We start from the raw sequence: 23,822 nt of genomic DNA, 5'->3' as shown, positions 1-23,822 counted from the left end.
GGTGAATTGGAGAGGCCATGCGCATTCGTAACAACGCCCTACGTTCCAAGATCATGTCGGCCGAAGACGCCGCCCGCCTCATTGCCAACGGCAACACGGTCGGGATGAGCGGCTTTACCGGCTCCGGTTACCCCAAGGCTGTCCCCCAGGCCCTCGCATCGCACATCGAGGCCGAGCACGCGGCCGGCAATCCCTTCAAGGTCCGCATGTGGACGGGTGCCTCCACCGGCCCCGAACTTGATGGCGCGCTCGCCAAGGTCGATGGCATCGACATGCGCCTGCCTTACAATTCGGACCCCATCGCCCGCGAGAAGATCAACTCGGGCCAGATGAACTACTTCGACATGCACCTCAGCCAGGTCGCCCCGATGGCCTGGCAGGGCTTCCTCGGTCCGCTCGACGCCGCGGTGATCGAGATCGTCGGCATCCGCGAAGATGGTTCGCTGATCCCCTCCTCCTCGGTCGGTAACAACAAGACCTGGCTCGACCGCGCCGAAAAAGTGATCCTCGAGGTCAACTCCTGGCAGAGCGAGGCGCTCGAAGGCGTCCACGACATCTACTACGGCACCGCGCTTCCCCCGGCGCGCATCCCGATCCCGCTGACCCGTCCCGACCAGCGCATCGGCGAGGACTGCCTGCGCGTCGATCCGGCCAAGGTCGTCGCTGTCGTCGAAACCGACTCGCCCGACCGCAACGCCCCCTTCAACCCGCCCGACGAGAACGCGAAGATGATCGCCGGGCACATCCTCGAATTCCTCACCCACGAGGTAAAGGTCGGCCGCATCCCCAAGGAACTGCTGCCGATCCAGTCGGGCGTGGGCAACATCGCCAACGCGGTGCTTTCGGGCCTGATGGACGCCCCCTTCGAGGGCATGACCGCCTACACCGAGGTCATCCAGGACGGCATGCTCGACCTCCTCGCCGAGGGCAAGCTGCGGATGGCGAGCGCCACCGCCTTCTCGCTCAGCCCCGATGCGGCCGAGCGCGTGAACCGCGAGATGGAGTTCTTCCGCGACAAGATGATCCTGCGCCCGCAGGAAATCAGCAACCACCCCGAACTGGTGCGTCGCCTGGGCTGCATCGCGATGAACGGCCTTATCGAAGCCGACATCTATGGCGCGGTGAACTCGACCCACGTCATGGGCTCGCGCATCCAGAACGGCATTGGCGGTTCGGGCGACTTTGCCCGCAACGCCTTCATCTCGATCTTCGTGACGCCGTCCGTCGCCAAGAAGGGTGCGATCTCGGCGATCGTCCCGCAGGCCAGCCACGTCGACCACATCAACCAGGACGTGCAGGTGATCGTCACCGAGCAAGGCCTTGCCGATCTGCGCGGCCTCAGCCCCAAGGAACGCGCCAAGGTCATCATCGCCAACTGCGCGCACCCGACCTACCGCCCGATGCTCGAAGACTACTTCGCGCGCGCGCAGAAGGAATCGTTCGGCCAGCAGTCGCCGATGATCCCGTCCGAAGCCCTTTCGTGGCACCAGCGCTTCATCGACACCGGTTCGATGCTGCCCTGACGCCGCGATAAGAGGCCCGCAGTCCCCCATCCCTCTGTGCGGGCCTTGTCGCTGCGAAGCGACACGGTAGAGTACCTCGCTTGCCATCCCCATCCCGGCAAGCGAGGTACCTACTCACCATGCGACGTGCACAACTGGCCCTCGGGCTGCTCCTGGCGACCAGCGCCCTCCTTCCCGCCACGCAGGCGCTCCACGCCGCCGACGAGAAGGCTTCGGCAAGCAAGGCTGAAACCGCAAGCGAGGACTCGCTCCCGCCCCTCCCCGAAGACGCCTCGGTACGCCAGAGCGCCGTCATCGGCGGCAAGAATGTGTCCTACACCGCCACGGTCGGCACGATCCCCGTTCACGATGCCAAGGGCAAGCTGATCGGCGAGGTCGTCTATACGGCGTACACCCTGCCCGGAAAGCAGGCCGAGAACCGGCCCGTGACCTTCGCCTTCAACGGAGGGCCCGGCGCGGCGTCGGTCTATCTGAACCTGGGCGCCATCGGCCCCAAGCGTGTTGCCTTTGGCGCCCAGGGCGATTCCCCCAGCGATCCGGCCGTGCTTCAGGACAACCCCAATTCCTGGCTCGACTTCACCGACCTTGTCTTCATCGATCCCATCGGCACTGGCTTCTCGCGCTCGCGCGCCGACGAGAAGACTACCAACGCCGAGTTCTACGCCGCCGACGCCGACATCCACTACCTCAGCCGCGTCATCTACGACTGGCTCGTCAAGGAAGAGCGTCTGGCCAGTCCCAAGTACCTGACCGGCGAGAGCTACGGCGGCTACCGCGTGCCGCGCCTGGCCTACTACCTGCAAACCCAGATCGGGATTGGCGTCAATGGCATGGTGCTCGTCTCGCCCTACCTCGATCCGGCGGCCATCGGCGATGACACCGCGCTCTCGCCGCTTCCCTGGATGCTGAACTATCCGGCCATGGCCGCGGGCCACTTCGAGCGGCAGGGCCAGCACCTCGACGAGAGCAACATGGGCCCGGTGGAAGAGTACCTGCGCACACAGTTCCTGGCCGATTTCATCGCCGGGCCGCGCGACAAGGCGGCAACCGCGCGCCTGTCGGCCCGCGTCGCCGAGTTCACTGGCCTCGATCCCGAACTGGTGCAGCGCATGGACGGGCGCATCGACATCGGTACGTACCTGCGCGAGATCCGTCGCACGCAGGGCCTTGTCGGTTCGGTCTACGACAGCAACTTCACCGCCTACGACCCCTTCCCGGCCAGTTCGCGCGCGCAGTACAATGACCCTCTGCTGACCACCCTCATCGCGCCCACCACTTCGGCCATGGTCGATTTCGTGACCCGCCAGGTCGGCTGGAAGGTCAACGCGCGCTACAACGCGCTGTCCTACGAGGTGAACCGCGCCTGGGACCGCGACAACACCGACAGCCCGGTTCAGGACCTGCGCAAGGCCATTGCCATCGACCCCAAGATGAGCGTCGACATCGTGCATGGCTGGGACGATCTTTCCTGCCCCTATTTCGCCTCGCAGCTGATCATCGACCAGATGCCCGATTTCGGCCAGGCTAGCCGCGTGAACCTGCACAAGTATCCGGGCGGACACATGTTTTACTCGCGCCTCGACAGTGGGGCCGCGATGCGACGTGACATTCTTGAAAGTTACGCCAAACGCAATTAGTAAGTAAACATAATGTTAAATTAAAGAAATCACCTTTCCAAATTTGGGCAGTTACTATAAACAAGTCATCGAGTGAGCCCGAAAAGCCCTCGCGGTCGCCCAGATTGGACATCTGCAAAATACATAAAGAAAAACATGAAAATACGTTCATGTTTTCTACGGAACTAAAAAAGGGGGCCCAAAGCCCCCTTTTCTTCATTTTCCGATCGGATGAAACTCAGAGTTTACCGAATTCGGCCTCGTAAGACGCCGTATTGCCCTCGGCCAGAAGGCGGGCCTGCTCCACCCACTTGTCGCGGCGCGGACGCCCGGCGAAGGCGCCGAGCTTGCCATCGAGCTCATCGAGATCCGCCTCGCTCCAGGCGGCGATCTGCGCGTACGTCGTCACACCCAGTGACGCGAGGAGCTTCTGCATCTTGGGGCCCAGCCCCTTGATCTTGCGCAGGTCATCGCTCTGCGCCTCCGTCGCGGGTGCAAGAGCAGGAGCAGGTTCTTCCGGCGCGGGGGCAGGGGCAGCTGCAGGCGTATCCTCAGCCTTGGGCGCCTCGTCTGCAGGGGTCGGCTCCGGGACCTTCACGACCTCCTCTTCGGCCTTGTGGCTGCGCGCCTCGTCCGCCTCTTCCTGCGCCGCAACGGCAATCACCTCGCCGATCCCGGCCATGGTTCCGGCCGCGGCGGGCGGGTCGATATGCGCGGGCTGCTTCTCACGCGTGTCGGCATCGTCAACGCCGGGTACGGGCAGGTCGTATTGCGAGGCGGGGCTCGCGGAATCTATGAGCGCCTGGTTGCGCTGGGCGGGCGCGGCGCCTTCGTCCAGCACGTCCGGGCGGTGCGTGCGCTCACCCGGCTTCTTCGATCCATGCGCGAAGATCCAGAAGGCGACCACGATCCCGATCACCAGGGCGGCAACGAAGATCAGCCAGTTGGCCTCGATCATTTGCAGCACGATATTATCCTTTTCGTTTCCATATGAGCCAGCCGATGCCCAGGCCCAGACCATACGTGAGCAGCACCGATACGGCCAGTTCCAGCCACAAGGGCATCAGCAGTCCTTTCCAAGCGTCGATTTCCGTGAAGTGCCGGAGTTGGGGCCGCGCATAGCAGCCCGCCCGCCCGATCCCAATGCCCTTGGCAGCAGGCCACGAGTTCGGGCCGGGTCTGCACGCATCAGCCCGGTCCCGGCGTGTCGATGGGGGTCGGCTTGACCGGCGCGGATACGATCACCGAAAACTCGATCCGGCGGTTCGCCGGGTCGCTCGGGTTGAGCCCGGAGATCGGCTGGCTTGCGCCCACGCCTGCCGCGCGCAGACCATCGGCCGGGATCCCGCGCCCGATCAGCGCCCAGCGCACCGCTTCGGCGCGCGCGAGCGAGAAGGCTTTGTCGACCTCGGCGTTGCCGCCCTCATCGGTGTGGCCGGTGACCGCGATGATGCTGCCGACACAGGGGCGCAGCGCTCGCGCAACCTCGTCGAGCAATCGTCCACTGGCCGGATCGAGACGCGCCGAGGACTGCGTGAAGCGGATCGTGCGGGTCTGGAGGATACGCTCGACATCGCTCTGGCAATGGACCGCCTCGGGATTGTCCGCGCGCGTGCTCGTGCGCGACCAGCTGATCCCGCCGATACCCGGCACTGCCGCGATCCCGGCAGCGACCTGCTGACGAAGGACCTGGGGCAATTCATCGCCGCCCGACAGGATCGGGTGGCGCGTCAGCCAGCCGTAGCGGTCCTTGAAGGCCAGCTCGACCCCGTCGCCCCCCTCGACACCGCTGCGCGCGGCCTGCGCCTCGCGTTCGAGCCCGGCGACAAAGCCGGGGCCGTTCAGAACCATGCCAGCGGCAGAAAGGAGCAGGCACAGGGCAGCACCTGCCCCGGCAATCAAGGCGTTACGCGGATTCATGGGCCAAGCCTAGAGCGATCGCGCGTCCCTGTCAGCCTCCAAGACTGCTCAATCGCCCTTCAATGCCCCGGCAAGTCCCACCAGCTTCACAAATTCCTGGCGCCAGTAGTCATCGGGCTGCCCGGCGAGGCGCGCCACGTCCCCCTCATCGAACCCATTGAGGAGCGTATCCCCGCGCAGATCCTGCCCGAAGGCCGCAACCGCCGCGGCAAAGGCGAAGTCGCCGCGCGGCGCCTTGGCGCTGGCCACGAGGCTTGCCGGGACCGGCCGCTCGATCAGCCTCGAGGTCGTGCCGTCCGGCAGCTTGTAGCGCAGCTTGACGAAGGCCAGTTCCTGCGCCCGGGCCTGCGCGGCCGTGTTCGGCGTGTCCTCGTAGCGCCGTTCGGGCAGCCAGCCCTTGGCGCCTGTCGGCACGATCTCGTAGAGCGCGGTCACCTGGTGCCCCGCCCCGATGTCACCTGCATCGACCGCATCGTTTTCGAAGTCCTCCTCGCGCAATGCCCGGTTCTCGTAGCCCAGCAGCCGGTACTCGCTGACGAGTGCCGGGTTGAACTCGACCTGGATCTTCACGTCCTTGGCGATGGTGAAGAGCGTGGAAGCCATCTGGTCGCCCAGCACTTTCTTCGCCTCGAGCGCGCTGTCGACGTAGGCGTAGTTGCCGTTCCCATGGTCGGCGACCTGCTCCATCAACGCCTCGTTGTAGTTGCCCTGCCCAAAGCCGAGCGTCGTCAGCGTGATCCCGGCGTCGCGCTCCTTCTCGATCATCGCGATCATGTCCTCGCGGTCGGTGATCCCGACGTTGAAGTCGCCATCGGTGCCGATGAGAATGCGGTTGACGCCCCCTTCGATAAAGCTGTCACGCGCGATGTTGTAGGCCAGTTTGAGGCCCGCCGCGCCCGCCGTCGAACCGCCCGCGCTCAGCGTATCGAGCGCGGCCCGGATCTTGCGCGTGTCGTTGGTGGGCGGCAGGACCAGCCCGGCAGCGCCTGCATAGACCACGATCGAGACACGGTCCTGTTCGCCCAGTTCCCCGGCCAGCCCCGAAAGCGCGGTCTTGAGAAGCGGGAGCTTGTCCGGCGCGCGCATTGACCCCGAAACGTCGAGCAGGAACACCAGATTGGCTGGAGGGCGGCTATCGCGCGCGATGTCATAGCCGCGAAGGCCGATGCGCAAGAGGCGCGTTTCGGAGTTCCAGGGCGTTTGCGCCATGTCCGTGGTGACCGAGAACGGAGCCTCGCGGCTGTCGGGCGCCGGGTAATCGTAGCGGAAGTAGTTGATGAACTCTTCGGTGCGCACGGCCCGCGCCGGGGGCAGCTGGCCCTGCGTCAGGAAGCGGCGGGTGTTGGTGTAGGCGCCGGTATCGACATCGACCGAGAACGTGGAGACGGGCGCCTGCGCCACGCGCTTCACCGCCGAGACTTCTTCGCCTTCGTACTGCTCGCGCCCGGGCTGCGTGGGGACCTGCACGGGCGGTACGAAGCGGCTGTCCTGCATCGAATCCGCAAGCCTTGCCCCAGTGACGGTGACGGCAGACGGCGTCGAAGGCGCAGGGACGATACCGGGTGGTGGAGCCGGAGGTGGCGGCGGCGGAGGCGGTGGTGGCGGCGCGATTGCCAACGGTGGAGGGGGCGGCGCGTCCGCCACTTCGCCGCACGCGGCCAGAAGGCTGAGGCCCGAAAGCACCAGCCCCAGCCTCGCCACACGGCCCGTCAGATCCTTGCGAACCACCATAAACCCATCCCCTCGTCCCGTTGCAGGAAAACGAGAACGCCACCGCGCCCGTTAATCGCGACTGAACGAGCCCTGCACGCGACGATACGAAAGGGAAGCGGCGATCAGTCCGACTTGGTCTTCTGGAACAGCTTGCGGTCTTCCGGCCCGAAGGCCTTCTTCCATATGACAAAAAGGTAGGAACCCAGGATCGCGGGGATGCCTATCGCCAGTTCCACCCACTCGGGCAGATACTGCGTGAAGACAAAGCCGATCGCCACCGCGGGGGCTGCCGCCCAGAGCAGCGGCCAGCGCCAGTTGTTGATCGGATGGCCCAGGAACTTCGCGAGCATCTTCGCCTTCACCACCGAGGCCAGCCCCAGCGCGATGAAGAGCGCGCCCGCCGCCGCTGCGGCCTGGAACAGCGAATTGTACCCCAGGTGCTGCATGAGCAGGATCCCGGCGAACGTCAGGACCGCCTGGAAGCCGATGGTCGCGAGCGACACGCCCAGATTGCGCACACGGTGCACGTAGATCAGCGCCGCCTCGCTGACGACCGCGGTCGAGGCGACAACTTCGGCGGCGAGCAGAAGCGCCAGTGCGCCTGTCCCGCCCACGAATTCGCGCCCGATCAGGCCCATGACGCCCTCACCGGTGATGCCCAGTGACAGCGCGATGGCGGCCTGCGCAGCCATGATCCAGAAGCCCACCTGGCTGACCTGGCGCGCAATCGCGCCGTAGTCCTTGCGCTTGAGCGCGCGGGTGATGACCGGCCCCAGCACCGGCTCGAAGCTGGTCTTGAGCTTTTGCGGAAGGCTCGCGACCTGCTGCGCGGCGTAGTAGACGCCAACCGCCGAGGGCGGCGCGAGAAAGCCCAGCAGCAGCACGTCGACACGGCGCGTGCCCCACTCGATCGTATCGGCCAGCGCAATCGGCATCGAGCGCACGGCGAGGCGGCGCATGACGCCCGCGCGCGGGCGCCAGCCACGCGGCAGTCCATAAGCGCGGATAAAGGGCACGAAGGCGGTGATCGCGGCGGCAAAGATCGACGCGATATAGGCGAGCGAAAGCCCGCTTTCGGGCGCGACGAAGATCATCAGGCCCGCCATGATCGAGATCGTCCAGGGCTCGACGATGGCACGCGACCAGACCGTCGGGCTGATCTGCAGGCGATAGGCGAGCGCGGCCAGCCAGATCTCGGTCAGCGCCAGCGGCGGGATCGCGATCACCATCAGCCGGTCGATCTGGGTATAGGTGCCGCCCGGGAACATCGGGGCGGGCACGAACCAGAAGAACAGCGCCGCCGCACACGAGGCCAGTAGCGAGACCGCCACGCCATCGAAGACGGTGTTGGCGGGCAGTTCCTTGCCTTCGGCCTCGCTCATGCGCTGGGCCAGCCCGCGCTTCTCACCCATCGTGCAGACCATCGCGGTCAGTTCGATGATGACGAGCGCAGAAGCAAAACGTCCGAGCGCGGCAGGCCCATAGGCCGCCGCCCGCCCGGCAATGAACAGGAAGGGAATGCGCGCGGCAAGGCGCAGGAAAAAGCCCAGGAAATTGGTGCGCCCGCCCTTGGCCAGAGCGGCGATATCATCGCCGTCCTGCTTGTCCCGGCCAGCCTCGGCGCGCGAAACGGTGTCGTTCAACCCAGGCGCTCCTGCTCGGAGCGCAAGGGGCGCGAGAGGATGTCGGCGACGACTTCACCTGCCGGTGCGGCGCCTTCAAGAAGACGGCGGACCGCGGCGACGATGGGCATGTCTAGCCCCTCGCGCCGCGCAAGATCATCGAGGATCGGCGCGGTGGCCGCCCCTTCGGCGACCGAACTCTTGCCCGCCAGCGCTTCGGCGGCGCTCTGGCCCTGCCCGAGCGCGAGGCCCAGCGAGAAGTTGCGGCTCGAGGTCGAGGAACAGGTCAGCACCAGATCGCCCAGACCGCACAGGCCCGCCAGCGTCTCGGCGCGGCCACCGCGCGCCAGGCCAAAGCGCTGCATCTCGGCATAGCCGCGCGCGATCAGCGCCGCGCGCGCATTCTGGCCAAGGCCAAGCCCCTCGGCAACGCCGCAGGCAATCGCCAGCACGTTCTTGATCGCGCCGCCGATCTCGGCCCCGATCACATCGTCGGAATAGTAGGGCCGGAAGGCGGGACTCGCGATCAGGGGCGCGAGCCGCTGCCACTGCGCCTCCCCACCCGAACAGGCGAGCGTGATGGCTGTGGGCAGTCCCGCGGCGACTTCATGCGCGAAGGTCGGTCCCGATAGTACGGCAAGACGGCTGCCCGGCGCGGCCTCAGCCGCGACCTCGGCCATCAGCCGCCCGCTGGACGCCTCGATCCCCTTGGCGCAAAGCACCAGATCGCGCTCTGCGGCAGGCAGCTGCCCGATCACCGAAGCGAGGAACTGCGCAGGGACCACCGCCAACAGCACCGGAAGCTCAGCCATCTCGGCAAGGTCCGAGGTCGCCCGGATCGCCGGATCGAGCTCGGCGCCCGGAAGATAGGTGTCGTTGACACGGGTATCATTGATGCGCGTGGCAAGATCCGCCTCGCGCGCCCAGAGCTTCACCTCCCGGTTCCCCGCGCGGGCCAGCGCCTGAGCAAGCGCGGTGCCCCAGGCACCTGCGCCGATGACCCCGACCGCCAGATCGCTTGCATTCATCGTTGTCATGCCTTCACTCCGGCTCCGCGCACGGCCTCGGCGTCCGGATCGAGCGGCCAGCGCGGCCGAGCGGAAACGTCGAGCGGATCGCTCTGCCCCAGCGCATGGCGTTCCACACCGGCCCAGGCAATCATCGCCGCATTGTCCGTACACAGCTTGAGTGGCGGGGCGATGAACGGCAGCTTGAAATCGGCGGCCAGTCTTTCCAGCGCGGTGCGGATCGCGGTGTTCGCCGCAACCCCGCCCGCAACGACGAGGGCCGTCGGTTCAACATCCGCGATGCCCTTGAGCGCGCGGCGCGTACGGTCAATGATGCACTCGATCGCGGCCTGCTGGAACGAGGCGGCAATGTCGGCCGCGCTGTACTCGCCCGACTGGTGCGCGCGCAGGACCGCGCTTTTGAGACCGGCAAAGGAGAAATGCGGCTCCTTGCTGCCCTTCAGGGGACGCGGCAGCGGCACCGCCTTGGGATCGCCGCTCGCAGCCAGGCGCTCCAGCGCCGGACCGCCCGGATAGCCCAGTCCCAGCACTTTGGCCGACTTGTCGAAGGCTTCCCCCAGCGCATCGTCGATGGTCGTTGCAAGGCGGCGGAATTTGCCCACGCCCTCAACCAGCAGGATCTGGCAGTGCCCGCCCGAAACGAGCAGCAGGAGATAGGGATAGGCCAGACTCGCATCGGCAAGCCGGGGCGAAAGGGCATGGCCTTCCAGGTGGTTGATCGCGATCAGCGGCTTGCCTGTCGCCATCGCCAACGCCTTGGCCGAGACCAGCCCGACCATGACCCCGCCGATCAGGCCCGGACCTGCCGTTGCGGCAATCGCGTCGACCTCGTCCAGGCGCATTCCGGCATCGGCCAGCGTACCCTCGATCAGCGGCGCAAGGCGCTCGACGTGCGCGCGCGCGGCGATCTCGGGCACGACGCCGCCAAAGGGCTTGTGCTCCTCGTCCTGCGACGCGATGCGCTGCGCCAGGATCGTACGGTCCGCCGTCACCAGCGCCGCGGCGGTCTCGTCGCACGAGCTTTCTATTCCGAGGACAATCGTCATCCTCACGCTACCTCGCTCACTTTGGCCGAACGACCTTTTCCTTGAAGCGCCCAGGCGCTAGCACGGTTTCCACGATGACTACCCAGACCACCGCGCCCAATCCGCGCTTCCGCCTCGGCACCCGCCGCTCGCCTCTTGCCATGGCCCAGGCCGAAGAGACCCGCGACCGCCTGGCAAAGGCGCATGGAATCAATCCTGCGCATATAGAGATCGTGGCCGTGACTGCCAGCGGAGATCGCATCCAGGACCGCGCTCTGGCCGAAATCGGGGGAAAAGCGCTCTGGACCAAGGAGCTCGACGCCTGGCTGGCCGAAGGGGAAATCGACTTTTCGGTGCATTCGGCCAAGGATGTGGAGACGCTGCGCCCCGAAATCTTTGCCATCGGCGCCGTGCTCCCGCGCGAGGACGTGCGTGACGTGCTCGTGGGCGCGGCCAGCATCGCCGCGTTGCCTTCGGGCGCGGTCGTGGGGACAAGCGCGCCGCGCCGGGCGGCACAGCTTCTCCACGCCCGGCCGGACTGCAAGGTGGTGACCTTTCGCGGCAATGTCGCCACGCGCCTTGCCAAGCTCGCTGCAGGTGAGGCCGACGCCACTTTCCTCGCCGCAGCCGGCCTCAAGCGCCTGGGCGAAACCGGCACGGGCCACCCCCTCGACGAGGAGGACTGGTTCCCGGCCCCCGCGCAGGCCGCGATCCTGATCGAGTGCCGCGCCGACGATGCGCGCACCGCCGCGTTCCTCTCGGCCATCGACGATGCGCCCAGCCGCGCCGCGGTTCTGGCCGAGCGTGCCCTCCTCGAAGGGCTCGGCGGCAATTGCCACAGCCCGATTGCCGTTCTCACCCGCCATGAAGGCGAACAGCTCCACATGCGCGCGGCGATCTATGCGCCGGACGGCGGCGAGCGGATCGAGGGCGAGGCCCGCTTCGCTTCGGGCGACCTGACGGGCCCCGCCGACCTTGCTGCCGACCTCCTGTCGCGCGCAAGCCCGGCCGTCACCGTGCATTTCACCGGCCCGCCGGCGTGAGCGCCCCAGGCGCCTCCCTGCCCCTCCCCGTCCTCATCCTGCGACCACAGCCGGGCGCGCAGGCAAGCCTGGAGGCCGCGCGCAAGCTGGGCCTCGCCGCCGAGGCATATCCGCTCTTCGAAGTGCGCCCGCAAGCCTGGGATGCCCCGGCCTGCAACGATATCGACGCGCTCGTGCTGGGAAGCGCGAACGCGCTGCGCCATGGCGGCGCCGCGCTCGACCTCTATCGTGGCAAACCCGCCTATGCGGTCGGCCAGAAGACCGCCGAGGCCGCGCGGGCCGCCGGGCTCGACGTAGTCTGTACCGGCCGTGGAGGACTCCAGTCCGTCCTCGATACGCTGGCGCCCGAACACCGCCGCCTGCTGCGCCTTGCCGGGCGCGAACGGGTGGCGCTTCACCTGCCCGAAGGCGTCACCATGACCACGCGCGAGGTCTACGCCAGCGAGGCGCTGCCTGCCCCTGAGGCCCTGCGGCAACGCCTGCGCGATATGTCGAAGGGCGCTGTCCTGGTTCTTCTCCACTCGGGCGAAGCGGCGGTCCGTTTCGAGGATCTATGCCGAAAATGGGGCCTAGCGACAGGCGCCATTCATCTCGTGGCCATCGGGCCGCGTGTATCCGCGCGACTCCATAGCCCGTGGGGGAGTGTGCGCTGCGCCCCCGAACCCAGCGACGCCGCCTTGCTGGCCTTGGCCGCACAGATGTGCCAAGAGGCTTTCTCGGGATCGATACAAGTAGACAACCAGACCTGATGCCAGACCTGATGCAGGACTTCGAGACACAACCCCTCGCGCGCGAAACCGTGCCGGGACCACGCCCGCGTTCGCGCGGCGGCATGGTCTTCGTCGCCTTCGTGGCCTTCCTGCTGGGCGCCGCCTTCGTCGCTTGGGCGTCCTCGCGTGGCTGGCTCGAACAGGTCCTGCCCACGGCCGAAGTGTCCGAGGCTCCGGCTGCGGAAACGGCCGTTGTCGGCGAGGCCGTCGAGATCCCCGATCCCCTTCCCCTGCCGAGCCCCGGCGCCGGGCGTCCTTCGCCGGACCAGCTTGCCGCACTCGGCACGATGGAAGGGCGCCTCGCGATGATCGAGAACCGACTCTCGCGCATCGATTTCGAGACCGACGCCGCTTCGGGCAACGCCGCGCGCGCCGAAAGCCTGCTGATCGCCTTTGCCGCACGCCGCATGGTCGATCGCGGCGAGCCGCTGAGCTACGTCGCTGACCAACTGCGCCTTCGCTTCATGGACGCCCAACCCCGCGCGGTCGAAACGATCATCGCCTTTTCCAAGGAGCCGGTGACAATCGACGAGTTGAGCGCGCGGCTCGAGGCGCTCTCCCCCGAACTGAGCGTTTCGGGGCGCGACATCAGCTTCTGGGACCGCGCCCGGGGCGAGCTGTCCTCGCTGTTCACGGTGCGCCGCGATTCCGCCGCGCTGGTCTCGCCCCGCGCCCGGATCGAGCGCGCGCGCATCATGCTGACCGCGCGCCGCATTGACGGGGCTATCCGCGAAGTGGAACGCCTGCCCGGCGCAGAGGCTGCACACAACTGGATCGCCGATGCGCATCGCTACGAGAACGCCCAGAAGGCGCTGAGCCTGCTCGAGACGACCGCCATGCTCGAACCCCGGCGCCTCAAGGACGCCGAGGGCCGCTCCATCGACCAGCCCAGCCCGCTTGCAACGCCCAGCCAGGGAAGCCCGACGCAAGCCGCTGAGGATGACGCCGGATCGGGCGAAGACTGAGCCCGAGAGAGCAGCGGACATGACCGACACATCCGACCAGAGCCGGGCCGATCCGATGGAGAGCGCCCGGCTCGAGGCGCTTGCGCGCTATTCCCTGACATCCGAACCGGAACAGGACTTCGACGACATCGTCGCCATGGCCGCGGAAATCTGCGACGTCCCCATCGCTCTGGTCAATATCGTCGAAGCCGAGCGCCAGTTCTTCAAGGCGCGCATCGGAATGGACATTTCCGAAACTCCGCGCGATGTCTCTATCTGCCAGTTCGCGATCCGGGGGGATGCCCCCTTCATCATTCCCGATGCCCGCCGTGACCCGCGCTTCGCGGACAATCCCTTCGTGACCGCAGAGCCGGGCATCCGCTTTTACGCAGGCTTCCCCCTCGTGACACGCGACGGGCATGCGCTGGGCACGCTGTGCGTGATCGACCATGAGCCGCGCACTCTGGATGCGCAGCAGATACGCATGCTGCGGATACTCGCGCGCCAGGCGATGTCGCAGATCGAACTGGGCACCGCGCTGGAAAAGAGCCGCGCCGCCCATGCCGAAGCCGAGCGCCTGCGCGCCGGACAGCACGAAATCGCCATGGAAATGACCCACAGGGTCAAGAATACGCTCGCCATCGTGCAGTCCATCGTGGCGCAGACACTGCGCCGCAGCCCCGATGTCGAGCAGGCGCGCAAGGCCATTGATGCACGCCTGCTGACATTGGCACGGGCCCAGGATGTGCTGACCCGTTCGGCCCTCGATGACATCGACGTGCGCGCGCTCATTTCGGCAGCCCTGGGCCCGCATATGCAGGGCGAGAACGACCCGCGCTTCGTGCTGTCCGGTCCTCCGCTGCTCCTTGGCGCACGCCAGGCCCTCGGCCTCGCGCTTGGGCTCCACGAACTGGCGACGAACGCCACCAAATACGGCGCGCTTTCCCAGACGGGCGGCACCATCGCGCTCACCTGGAACGGCGCGGACGCAGCCTGCACGCTGGAATGGGCCGAGCGCGGCGGCCCGCAGGTTGAAGTGCCCACCGAGCGAGGCTTCGGCTCCACCCTGATCGAACGGATCGTCGCAGGCTATTTCGAGGGCGAGGCCCGGCTCACGTTCGATCCTGAGGGTGTGCACTTCATACTGTCCGGCCGGGCACGTCGGCCGGAATCCTGGAGCTGACGGAAAGTCGCGCGCAAACGCCAAACTTGCGTCAAGAAAGAGTCGAAGATCAGAAAGAAATATCCGAGGGCCATCGCCCTCGGGCTCCCCGAACTGTCGAGTTCAAAACTCTCGCGCTGCGTTGGCTGGGAAAGGTGAGGTCGCCGAGTTTGGGGTCAAGGGGTAATACCCCCTTGAAGAATTCACGTGCCCCCCCTTTGACTGACACTCTGAACGCCGGGGCGCCCTCGTCCCTAGCCCTGCAGAAGCTCGGGAAGCTTGCCGGACATGCCCCGCGCCTCGTCCATGAAGAAGCGCTTGAGGGCAGGCAGACGTTGGACCGCGCCCATGCCCAGGCGGCGCACGGCACTTGGCACGCGGCCCGGAATGCCGAACAGGCGGGTAAGCGTGTCGGTCGCGGCCATGACCATGACCGAATCGAGGCTGCGCCACTTCTCGTAGCGCGCCAGCAGTTGCGCATCGCCCGGTTCAAGGCCCAGGCGCATGCCCTCGCTCAGCACTTCGACCAGCGCGCCCACGTCGCGCAGGCCCAGGTTGAGGCCCTGCCCGGCAATCGGGTGCATGCCGTGCGCGGCATCGCCGATGACCGCAAGGCGCTCGTCAACCACGTTCACGGCATGATGAAAGCGCAAGGGATAGCTCATGCGCGGGGCCGAGAGTTCGATATCGCCAAGGACACCGTGCATCTTCTCGGCAACTTCGCTGAGGAACATCGCATCGCTCATCGCGATGACGCCCTTTGCGTCTTTCTCGGCGACCGTCCAGACCAGCGCGCTGCGATGGCGCCCCTGCGCGTCGTCGAGCAGTGGCAGCAGCGCGAAGGGCCCGGCCGGATAGAAGATTTCCCAGGCCGTGCCGCCGTGCGGCTTGGAGTGGAAGAGCCCCGTCACCATCGCGCGGTGCTGGTAGTCCCACTTCGCCATCGAGAACCCGGCCTCATCGCGCGTGGGCGACTGGCGCCCTTCGGCGGCCACCAGCAGCGAGGAGGTTAGGATACGCCCGTCGCTCAGCTCGACTTCGACACCGTGGGGACCGCGATCCCGGCGCACGGCCTCAGTCTTGACGTGCCAGGCGATGTTGGGCTCGTCCTTGGCCGCCTCGAACAGCGCGATGCGCAGGTCCCGGTTGGCGTACATGCGGCCCAGCGTGCCCTCGTCCGGCTTGGGCTGGAAGTCGATCCGACCCGGCTTCATGCCATCGGTCACCGCGATCGAATCGATCGCACAGCCCAGCGGCTCAAGCCGCTTGCCAAGGCCGATATTGCAGAACAGGTTCCAGCTTGCGGTGGAGACCGCCGAGGCGCGACCGTCCGCGCCCTCGGCAACGAGGTCCGCCGGGTCGGCACGGTCGATCACGTGGCTGGAGATCCCGGCCCGGGCCGCGGCCAGCGCCAGCGTCATGCCGACGAGACCACCGCCCAGGATGATGAGATCGCGGCGCTCCTTCGCGCCAGTCGGGATGCGTATATCCGAGTCGCTCATGAAGAGCAGCTATCGGCCTCCGACGCATCAATGTCGAGACATCTTCCATCCCACGTGCCCTCGGGAGCGGAGAGCCCGACGGTGGCGGCAAGAGTAGGCGCGATATCAACGGTTTCGACCGGATCGGGCTGCTCGAAACCCTGGATCCCGGCGCGCCAGAACAGCATCGGCACGCGGCGGTCATAATCCCACGGGCTACCATGGCTGGCGACCTTGAAGGGCTTGGCCTTGCCGGGCACGATCCCGCGGCGGGTCAGCATCTGCACCTCGCCCGAACGCCCCGGCACATAGGACGCGCGCACCTTCTGGAGGTCCGTCCAGTCCTGCGGCGCGCCTTCGGGCATCGGCTCGGCCATGATCTCCTCATGTGCGAAAGCGGCTTCGATCTGCGGATTGGCGCGCAGCACGTCGAGCAGGCTTGCCACCACGGTCTGCTTGCTTACTCCCGCAAGGTCGGGCGCGAGCCACACGCTGCCCGATTCCCCGGCGCCGTAGAAGAGGTGCCCGCTGGGGACAGTCACGCCGGTGCGGCGGGCCACTTCGGCCTCGAGTGCGGCGGCGGTCAGCGAGGGATCGACGCGGCCCGCATGCGGGTTGCCGCGCAGTTGCTGGCGCTCGGGCGCATCGAAGCCGCCGTGGTCGGCGCTCAGCACCACCTCGTAGTCGATCCCGCGCGCGTCGAGCGCGTCGAACAGCGTGCCAAGTGCGGTGTCGAGCGTGTTCATCTGGATGCACATCTCCACGCCCTCGGTGCCGAAGGCATGGCCAACCTTGTCGGTGGACGAGAAGCTGACCGAAAGCAGGTCGGTGACAGCGTCCTTGCCCATGCCCAGTTCATCGACGAGGCGCACGGCCATGTCCGCGGTGGCGAGATCGCCGCGCGGGCTCTCCGAGAAGGCTTCGTAATCGCCCGCCTTCAGCGGAAACTTGTAGGTGCCGATGGTGAAATCGCCGATGGGCGTGGCGCGGTCGAGACGGGCGCAATCGCCCGGCACCGGCATCTCGGGGGCCCCGGCCGCGACCTTGCGGGTGATCTGCGCGTTGTAGGCCGCAACGCTCTTCGAGACCTTGCGGTCGAGGAAGGTGGTGTAGCCTTCCTCGCCGAACCAGTAGACAGCATCGGTGTCGTGCCCGCTCATCATCACGGCGGCGCGGTCCTTGACCGAGACCGCCGCGTTGATCGTGCGGGGATCGCGCGTCTTCATGAGGTCACCCAGCGTCGGCGCCTTGAGGTGCACGGGGCTGACCACCGGCTTGTCGGACGAACTGCGCGGATCGCGCTCGTCCTCGACGCAGTAGATTTCCTTATCGGCGCGCGCGAGCGCGGGGTCCATCCAGCCGTTCGCCGGAATGCCGGTGCGCGCCGGGTGAACGCCGGTCAGGAGCGTGGAGTGCCCCGGGCACGTCTCGGTCGCGGCGTGGGACTGGTAGCCCGAGGGAAACACGACACCGTCCAGCAGGCGGGTGAAGCCCTTGGAGAAGCGCTGGCGGTACTGCGCAAAAAGGTCGGAAGAGAACTGGTCGACCGAGATCGCCACGATCAGCTGGGGCGCGGCCTGGGCTTCGGGCGCGGCGTCCTGGGCAAGGGCCGGTGTGGCCATCGCGGCTGTGGCAAGGCCGGTCGCAAGAGCGAGGGTGGAAAGACGCAGGCGCATGGGTGTTCCTTGAATTGTCGGCGCGCACCGGGCACAGGCGGGAGGGCCGACAATTCCGAAGGGAACGAACGGCCGGGATCTCGCACGTGGGGCGCAAGGTAAGTTCTATGAATTCGCGTCGTTATAGCCTGTTTTTGACACGTATATGTCAACTCCTTGCCGCGCTCACCCTGCTTGTCCTGGCCCCTGTGGCCCTGGCCGCCCCCAACCATATCGCGGCCACACTGGTAGCCGCGCCTGGCGCCGAGGCGGGCCAGGAAACCACGTTGGCCATCGCCATGAGCCCCGAAAAAGGCTGGCACGGCTACTGGCTCAATCCGGGCGATGCGGGTCTGGGCATGCAGCTCGACTGGAGCCTGCCCGAGGGTGCGCGCGCTGGCGAACAGCGCTACCCGGTGCCGCACACGCTGCTTGTCGCAGGGTTGATGAACCACGTCTACGAGAGCGACTACGCGGTGCTCGTGCCCCTGACCCTGCCAGCCGATGCCAAGCCCGGCGCGCGCATCCCGGTGCGCGTCAAGGCGCAGTGGCTCGCCTGCACCGAGGAAATCTGCGTGCCCGAGCGCGCCGAGCTCGCGACCGAGGTTGTGCTGGGCGCGTCCGATCCCAAGGCGGAGGCCCGCTTTGCCAAGTGGCAGCGCGCGCTGCCCGCCCCGCTCGACGCGCCAGCTACCAAGGCGCTGGACGCCAAGGCGCTGCGCCTCGCCATCCCGCTCCCCGCCTCGGTCGAGCTGGAAAATCCGCATGTCTTCCTCGCCCAGGACAAGGTGGTCGACTACGCCGCCCCGCAGACCTTCGCCCGCAAGAACGACACCCTTCTCGTCACCATCCCGCGCGCGGACTTCGCGCCGCGCGATCCCGAGGTCCTCGACGGCGTGCTCAAGCTCGACGGTTTCGGCAATGGCCTCGCCTTCACGGCCAAGGCGGGCACCGTTCCCACAGGCGGGACCCCGATCAAGGGCGCGGACACGCCCCAGTTGCCCGCCCTGCCCTGGCTGCTGCTTGCCGCGCTGGCAGGGGGGCTCCTCCTCAACGTGATGCCCTGCGTCTTCCCGATCCTCTCCTTGAAAGCCCTCTCGCTCGCACGGGCGGGCGAAAGCGAAGCGCACGCCCGGATCGAGGGGCTCGCCTATACCGCGGGCGTCGTCGTAGCCTGCCTTGCGCTTGGCGGGGTTCTTCTCGCGCTTCGCGCCGGGGGCGAACAGGTGGGCTGGGCGTTCCAGCTCCAGGAGCCGGTCGTGGTCGTCGCGCTGCTGTTGCTGGCCGCCACGATCACCGCCAATCTCCTGGGCCTGTTCGAATTTGCCGTCCCCGGCTTTGCCAGCGAGGGCAGCCCGCAAGGCGCCTTTGCGACCGGGCTTCTCGCCGCTTTCGTGGCAACGCCCTGCACCGGCCCTTTCATGGCAAGCGCGATGGGCGCGGCACTGCTGCTGCCGGTGGCGCCCGCCCTTGCGCTCTTTGCCGCGCTGGGGCTGGGGATTGCCCTTCCCTTCCTCGCGGTTGCCTTCGTGCCCGCGCTGCGCACCCGCCTGCCCCGCCCCGGCAAGTGGATGACGACCTTCCGGCGCTGGATGGCGCTCCCCATGGGCCTGACCGCGCTCGCGCTGGGCTGGCTGGTCTGGAAGGTCGGGGGCGAGGTCTACTTCGCCGTCACGCTGCTCTTCGCGGTGCTGCTGGTGCTGGCGCTGTTCGGGGTGGGCCGCGCGCAGCGCAAGGGCCGCAAGGCCCGCCCGGCGGCGCTGCTGGCGCTGTTCGACGCGCTTGCCTGCCTTGCGCTCCTGCCCGCCGCCGCGCCCGAGCCGGTTGAGGCCGCCTCGATCCTCGCCACCCGCCCCTTCAGCGCCGAAGCGCTGGCCACCGCACGGGGCGAGGGCAAGCCGGTCTTCGTGTGGATGACGGCGGACTGGTGCCTCACCTGCAAGGTCAACGAGAACGTCGCCATCGAGCGCGAGGAAACCCGAGCCGCCTTCGAGGCGGCCGGTGTCGTCGTCCTGCGCGGCGACTGGACCCGGCGCGATCCCGAGATCACCCGCTACCTGACCGAGCAGGGTGCCGCCGGTGTCCCGCTCTACGTCTGGTACCCTCCGCAGGGTCCGGGGGAAGTCCTGCCCCAGGTCTTCACGCCCGCACTTCTGACCGAAAGGGCTACCAGCGGCTGAGTGCTCGAACGCGCCGCCTGGGGGCGAAGTACGGGCCTTTTCCGGGAACCGCACGGCCATTCTGCGGTTGCATTAGGTAGATCACGAAATCGCGCTGCCCGTTTCTCCGCATTTGCCGGATCGCGCCGCGCTCTACCCGGAGGTGTGCCGTGACCGACCTGCCCATGGCCGAATGGCTTGCCAACCTCATCCTCGCGACCGGCGTCGCGATGCTGCTTGGGAGCGTGGGCCTTGCGACGCTAGGCTACCTGCGTGCACGAAAGCGCATGGCCCGCCCCCAGGCGACAAAGCCCGATGTCGCCCCGGCGCCTCTATCCACAGATGAGGAGCTTCGCGCGCGTGTGCCGCTGCTGCCCGAGCAGCGCCAGCGCTTCATTCGCGACTGGCGCGCCCTTCAGGCGCACGCGGCCGCGAGCCCGGCCGATGCCCTGATACTTGCTGACGTGCTTATCGCGCAGGTCCTGCATGCCTGTGGCCATCCCCTCATGCTCGAGCGCGCCCACTCCACCCTTGCCACGAGTGACAGCATGTCGCGCGAGGAAGAGATCGCCCACACCTACCTTCTTGGCCACGCCAGCGTCACGCGCCTCGCGCAAGGGTGGCCCGGCGAGGACGAGATCCGCATCGCCCTTGCGCGCTATGAACTGGTGTTCGACGAACTCGTCAACGAACCGGACGAGGACGCGCCTGCCTTCACGTTGCACCGGGGGCGGATCGTCGCGCTCGACAGCCCGTCCGCGCCGCGCCTCGACGGCTAGTTCACCTCCCGCCCACCAAAAGAAAAGGACATGGCCCCACCGGGAAGCCATGTCCTTTTCCGTATGCAGCCTCAGGAAAGGCGCGTGTGAGGGAGGGGGATTACTCGCCCTTCTCGAAGGCTGCACTGATGCGAAGGGTCACTTCGTCGCCCACGGCGGGGACGTAGTTCTTCACGCCGAAGTCCGAACGGGTGATCGTGCCCGTTGCATTGAAGCCCAGGGTGTAGGCCTTGCTCATCGGGTTCACGCCGCCCGCATTGAAGCTGGCGTGGAGCGTCACCGGCTTGGTCACGCCGTGGAAGGTCAGGTTGCCGGTCACGTCAGCCGTGCGCTCGCCGGTGCGCGTCACCTTGGTCGAGACGAACGTGATCGTCGGGTACCCCTCGGCGTCAAACCAGTCGGCCGAGACGAGCTCCTCGTCGAGCGTCGCGTTGGTGGTGCTGACGGTTTCGACAGGGATCGAGACGGCCAGCTTGGTGTTCTCGATCTTGGCGGGGTCGATCGAGAGCGAGCCGGTCACATCGGCGAATTCACCGTACCACTCGGAAAAACCGAAGTGCATGACCGAGAAGCCGACGCGGGTGTGCGAGGTCTCGACCTTGTAGGAGCCGGCCTGCGCCGCGGCGGGCGCGGGATCGGCGGCCTGCGCGTGGAGGATGGCGGGAACCGAGGCCAGCAGGGCAGCCGGGATCAGGGCGGACTTCAGGAACGAACGGGTCATGTGCAAAAACTCCTAGAGGGGGCTGGGCTGACAGGCTCAGGCGAGCTTGGTGATCGCGGCCTTGGCGTCGGCAATGGCGCTGGCGGCGGCTTCGGGACCGAAGGCCATGCCCTCGGCGGTCACGACCTCGACGTCGGTCACGCCCATGAAGCCCAGCAGGCCCTTGAGGTGCGGCATGCCGAAGATGACGCCCGCGTCATCGTCGTACTTGCCCGCACGCGACTGGGCGACGATCGCCTTGGTGTTCTTGACCAGACCCTCGGGGCCCTGCTCGGTGTACTGGAAGGTGGTGCCGGCGCGCAGCACGTAATCGAACCAGGCCTTGAGCGTGGAGGGCAGACCGAAGTTGTAGATCGGAAGGCCGATCACCAGCACGTCGGCGTCCATCACTTCGGCGATCAGCGTGTCCTGCAGTTCGCGCGCTTCGAGCGAGGCGTCGGTCATCTTGTCACCGACAGGCGCCGCGCGGCCGATGCCGACCAGGCTGCCCGAGTTGATGTGCGGAACGGGATCGGTGTCGAGGTTGCGTTCAACGACGACGGCGTCCTCGCCCAGCTCGGCAAGGTAGGTGTCGATCAGCTGGTTGCTGACGGAAGCGGCGCCGGTGGCGGCCGAACGGACGACGAGGTACTTGGTCATGGTGCTTCTCCGAATTTGACAAGTGGCGGCAAACAGTTGGGAGGCGGTTGCGGGGGGTCCGTTTGCCGCCGGGGCTTCGCTGGAAGCTTGTCCATGGAGATAGTCCTGCTGGTTTTGCATGACCATTGGCGATATGAGCATAGTCTCCATGCAAAAACGGATAGAAAGCGCCGCCGGGGTGGGACGATGAACTGGGACGACATCCGCACTTTCCTCGCCATTGCGCGGGCCCGCAGCCTTTCGGGCGCCGCGCGCGAACTGGGCCTGAGCCAGAGCACGATGAGCCGCCGTCTCGTTGCGCTGGAGGAGCGCAGCGGCGCCCGGCTGCTGCTCAAGACCCCGCACGGCTACGAGCTCACCCCGCTGGGAGAAAGCGTGCTCGCCAACGCGCAGCGCATGGACGAGGATGCGATGGCACTCGAACGCGTGGTGCAGGGCCGCGACGTGGCGCTGTCCGGGCTGGTGCGGCTCACCACGGTCGAGACGCTCGCCAACAGGCTCATCCCCATTGCCGCGGCCAAGCTGCGCGAGGACTATCCGGGCATCACCATCGACCTGCTCTCCGACACCCGCTCGCTCAGCCTGATCGAGCGCGAGGCCGACATCGCGATCCGCATGGTGCGCTTCGAACACAACGAACTGATCTCGCGGCGCATGGGCACGATGGTCTGCGCGCTCTACGCCAGCCCCGACTACCTTGCCGCACACCCCGAACCGCTCACCGATCCCGGCCACCGCCTGATCACCGTCATGCCCGACATGGCCCACCAGGCCGAGGCGCGCTGGCTGCTGGAAAAGGCCCCCGAGGCGCAGGTCGTCTACCGCAGCAACAGCCGCGACGCGCAGGCAGGGGCGGTGCACGAAGGGCTCGGCATTGCCTGCCTGCCGCAGTACCTCGCCGAAACGATGCCCGGCGTCGTGCGCCTGAAGGACGCAGGCCTTGGCCCCGCGCGCGAGATCTGGCTGGGCGTCCACCGCGACCTTCGCGACATGCCACGCATCCGCGCCGTCATCGACGCGCTTGACGCCGCCTTCAAGGCAGAGCGGCTGCGCTTCCTCGTCGCCTGAACGCCCTTCCCAACCGCTCTGCGCCGCCCCATATCAACGTCAAGGAGATCGCCCCATGACCAGCCTCGAAAGCAAGATCGTCGTCTGCCCCTCCTGCGGCGCCTCGAACCGCGTCCCCACCGCAAAGCTGGGCGCAGGTGGCACCTGTGGGCACTGTCACGCCGCCCTGTTCACCGGCAAACCCCTGGTGCTGACCTCGGCCAACTTCGATGCTCATGCAGGCAAGGGCGACCTTCCTCTGCTCGTCGATTTCTGGGCCAGCTGGTGCGGCCCCTGCCGCCAGATGGCCCCCGCCTTCGAGGCCGCCGCCGCCCGGCTCGAACCCATGATGCGCTTGGGCAAGCTCGACACCGAGGCCGAGCAGGCGATTGCCGGGCGCTACGCGATCCGCTCGATCCCGACCATGGTGCTCATCCACAAGGGCCGCGAAATCGCGCGCCAGTCAGGCGCGATGCCACCCCAGGCCATCGTGCAGTGGGCGCAAGGCGCGCTGATGGGAATGGCTGGCTGAGCGGGAGAATTGGCATGCGTAGGCTTTTAGCAACTGCCGTATCTATGGCTCTGCTTTGCTCACTAACCCAACCGGTTTCAGCTCAGATGAGGATTGCGACCGGAAACAATCTATTCGGATTATGCACCTCCTCGGACAACGCAGCCAGATCTTACTGCAATGGCTATATCCGCGGCGCTTCCGAATTCATCGTCATGCAAGCAACGATCCGACATCGAGACCCAGAATACTTCTGCGTACGAGACACGGTCACAAATGATCAGATGCGCGACATAGTGATCAAGTACGTGCGAGAGAATCCAGAGCAGCGAGATACGTTCGCTTTTTACCTTGTGCAACTCGCCATCTACGACGAGTTCCCTGAATGCGGAAAGTGATCGGGGATGGGGCACGATCAGATCGCGTGATCCATATTCGCCGTCGCCCTAGTGATAAAAGGGCGA

At 67.0% G+C, this 23,822-nt stretch carries 21 protein-coding genes; 11 read left to right on the top strand and 10 right to left on the bottom strand.

Features of this window, described 5'->3' with window-relative positions; genetic code table 11:
- The first annotated feature begins 17 nt into the window (after positions 1-17).
- Together LC060_RS04315 and LC060_RS04310 are read left to right on the top strand one after the other, a co-directional pair.
- Positions 18-1,523 (top strand): acetyl-CoA hydrolase/transferase family protein, encoded by a 1,506-nt coding sequence (locus LC060_RS04315; RefSeq protein WP_226633019.1) that lies wholly within the window; start codon positions 18-20, stop codon positions 1,521-1,523.
- Positions 1,524-1,642: 119 nt separating this feature from the next.
- On the top strand, positions 1,643-3,160 hold the full coding sequence (locus LC060_RS04310) for a S10 family peptidase (RefSeq protein ID WP_226633017.1): 1,518 nt from the start codon (positions 1,643-1,645) through the stop codon (positions 3,158-3,160).
- 217 nt (positions 3,161-3,377) lie between these two features.
- On the opposite strand, the gene LC060_RS04305 is transcribed toward LC060_RS04310, so the two are convergent.
- The 6 genes from LC060_RS04305 to tsaD all read right to left on the bottom strand — a co-directional run bounded on the left by LC060_RS04305 (position 3,378) and on the right by tsaD (position 10,468).
- Positions 3,378-4,097: a hypothetical protein gene (locus LC060_RS04305; RefSeq protein WP_226633618.1), complete on the bottom strand. Its 720-nt coding sequence runs from the start codon at positions 4,095-4,097 to the stop codon at positions 3,378-3,380.
- A 230-nt stretch (positions 4,098-4,327) separates the two neighbouring features.
- A complete protein-coding gene (locus tag LC060_RS04300) occupies positions 4,328-5,059 on the bottom strand; it encodes an OmpA family protein (protein ID WP_226633016.1) in 732 nt (243 codons plus the stop codon).
- Positions 5,060-5,107: 48 nt separating this feature from the next.
- Positions 5,108-6,790 (bottom strand): vWA domain-containing protein, encoded by a 1,683-nt coding sequence (locus LC060_RS04295; RefSeq protein WP_226633014.1) that lies wholly within the window; start codon positions 6,788-6,790, stop codon positions 5,108-5,110.
- A gap of 104 nt (positions 6,791-6,894) precedes the next feature.
- Positions 6,895-8,415, bottom strand: coding sequence for a lipopolysaccharide biosynthesis protein (locus LC060_RS04290; protein ID WP_226633012.1), 1,521 nt, complete (start codon positions 8,413-8,415; stop codon positions 6,895-6,897).
- Positions 8,412-9,431, bottom strand: a complete 1,020-nt coding sequence (locus LC060_RS04285; RefSeq protein WP_413465086.1) for an NAD(P)H-dependent glycerol-3-phosphate dehydrogenase — start codon at positions 9,429-9,431, stop codon at positions 8,412-8,414. The genes LC060_RS04290 and LC060_RS04285 overlap by 4 nt, the downstream gene beginning before the upstream one ends.
- Positions 9,428-10,468, bottom strand: a complete 1,041-nt coding sequence (gene tsaD / locus LC060_RS04280; RefSeq protein ID WP_226633010.1) for a tRNA (adenosine(37)-N6)-threonylcarbamoyltransferase complex transferase subunit TsaD — start codon at positions 10,466-10,468, stop codon at positions 9,428-9,430. The genes LC060_RS04285 and tsaD overlap by 4 nt, the downstream gene beginning before the upstream one ends.
- Positions 10,469-10,542: 74 nt before the next feature.
- On the opposite strand from tsaD, the gene hemC reads away from it, so the two are divergent.
- The 4 genes from hemC to LC060_RS04260 are packed head-to-tail and all read left to right on the top strand — an operon-like array spanning position 10,543 to position 14,387.
- Positions 10,543-11,490, top strand: coding sequence for a hydroxymethylbilane synthase (hemC, locus tag LC060_RS04275; RefSeq protein WP_226633008.1), 948 nt, complete (start codon positions 10,543-10,545; stop codon positions 11,488-11,490).
- Complete coding sequence (locus LC060_RS04270) at positions 11,487-12,239, top strand: uroporphyrinogen-III synthase (protein WP_226633006.1); 753 nt, start codon at positions 11,487-11,489, stop codon at positions 12,237-12,239. The genes hemC and LC060_RS04270 overlap by 4 nt, the downstream gene beginning before the upstream one ends.
- On the top strand, positions 12,239-13,225 hold the full coding sequence (locus LC060_RS04265) for an MICOS complex subunit MIC60 (RefSeq protein WP_226633005.1): 987 nt from the start codon (positions 12,239-12,241) through the stop codon (positions 13,223-13,225). The genes LC060_RS04270 and LC060_RS04265 overlap by 1 nt, the downstream gene beginning before the upstream one ends.
- Before the next feature lie 19 nt (positions 13,226-13,244).
- Positions 13,245-14,387, top strand: a complete 1,143-nt coding sequence (locus LC060_RS04260) for a sensor histidine kinase (RefSeq protein ID WP_226633003.1) — start codon at positions 13,245-13,247, stop codon at positions 14,385-14,387.
- A gap of 233 nt (positions 14,388-14,620) precedes the next feature.
- Here LC060_RS04260 and LC060_RS04255 read toward each other — a convergent pair whose 3' ends face one another.
- Both LC060_RS04255 and LC060_RS04250 read right to left on the bottom strand, forming a co-directional pair.
- Positions 14,621-15,868, bottom strand: a complete 1,248-nt coding sequence (locus tag LC060_RS04255; RefSeq protein WP_226633001.1) for a UbiH/UbiF/VisC/COQ6 family ubiquinone biosynthesis hydroxylase — start codon at positions 15,866-15,868, stop codon at positions 14,621-14,623.
- Positions 15,865-17,523, bottom strand: a complete 1,659-nt coding sequence (locus LC060_RS04250; RefSeq protein ID WP_226632999.1) for an alkaline phosphatase family protein — start codon at positions 17,521-17,523, stop codon at positions 15,865-15,867. Before LC060_RS04250 ends, LC060_RS04255 begins: the two co-directional genes overlap by 4 nt.
- A gap of 107 nt (positions 17,524-17,630) precedes the next feature.
- Here LC060_RS04250 and LC060_RS04245 point away from each other — a divergent pair, with 107 nt between their 5' ends.
- The gene (locus LC060_RS04245) at positions 17,631-19,682 is read left to right on the top strand and encodes a protein-disulfide reductase DsbD family protein (RefSeq protein ID WP_226632997.1); all 2,052 of its coding nucleotides are present in this window, start codon (positions 17,631-17,633) and stop codon (positions 19,680-19,682) included.
- A 149-nt stretch (positions 19,683-19,831) separates the two neighbouring features.
- Positions 19,832-20,440, top strand: coding sequence for a hypothetical protein (locus LC060_RS04240; RefSeq protein WP_226632996.1), 609 nt, complete (start codon positions 19,832-19,834; stop codon positions 20,438-20,440).
- Between the two features lie 100 nt (positions 20,441-20,540).
- Here LC060_RS04240 and LC060_RS04235 read toward each other — a convergent pair whose 3' ends face one another.
- On the bottom strand, positions 20,541-21,161 hold the full coding sequence (locus tag LC060_RS04235) for a YceI family protein (RefSeq protein ID WP_226632994.1): 621 nt from the start codon (positions 21,159-21,161) through the stop codon (positions 20,541-20,543).
- Positions 21,162-21,197: 36 nt separating this feature from the next.
- Entirely contained in the window at positions 21,198-21,800 is a 603-nt protein-coding gene (locus LC060_RS04230) for an FMN-dependent NADH-azoreductase (RefSeq protein WP_226632992.1), read from the bottom strand.
- 186 nt (positions 21,801-21,986) lie between these two features.
- Here LC060_RS04230 and LC060_RS04225 point away from each other — a divergent pair, with 186 nt between their 5' ends.
- Genes LC060_RS04225 through LC060_RS21105 form a run of 3 tightly spaced genes read left to right on the top strand, consistent with a single transcriptional unit; the run spans position 21,987 to position 23,756 of the window.
- The gene (locus LC060_RS04225) at positions 21,987-22,868 is read left to right on the top strand and encodes a LysR family transcriptional regulator (protein WP_226632990.1); all 882 of its coding nucleotides are present in this window, start codon (positions 21,987-21,989) and stop codon (positions 22,866-22,868) included.
- Positions 22,869-22,923: 55 nt separating this feature from the next.
- Positions 22,924-23,379 carry a thioredoxin TrxC gene (trxC, locus tag LC060_RS04220; protein WP_226632988.1) on the top strand — a complete coding sequence of 152 codons (456 nt, stop codon included), beginning with the start codon at positions 22,924-22,926 and terminating at the stop codon, positions 23,377-23,379.
- 14 nt (positions 23,380-23,393) lie between these two features.
- Positions 23,394-23,756, top strand: coding sequence for a Rap1a/Tai family immunity protein (locus tag LC060_RS21105; protein WP_413465085.1), 363 nt, complete (start codon positions 23,394-23,396; stop codon positions 23,754-23,756).
- Positions 23,757-23,822 lie beyond the last annotated feature (66 nt).

This window comes from Novosphingobium profundi (assembly GCF_020524485.1).
Classification (GTDB): Bacteria; Pseudomonadota; Alphaproteobacteria; order Sphingomonadales; family Sphingomonadaceae; genus Novosphingobium; species Novosphingobium profundi_A.
Note: the sequence above shows the minus strand (reverse complement) of the source record. Positions and strands in the feature narration are given on the sequence as shown.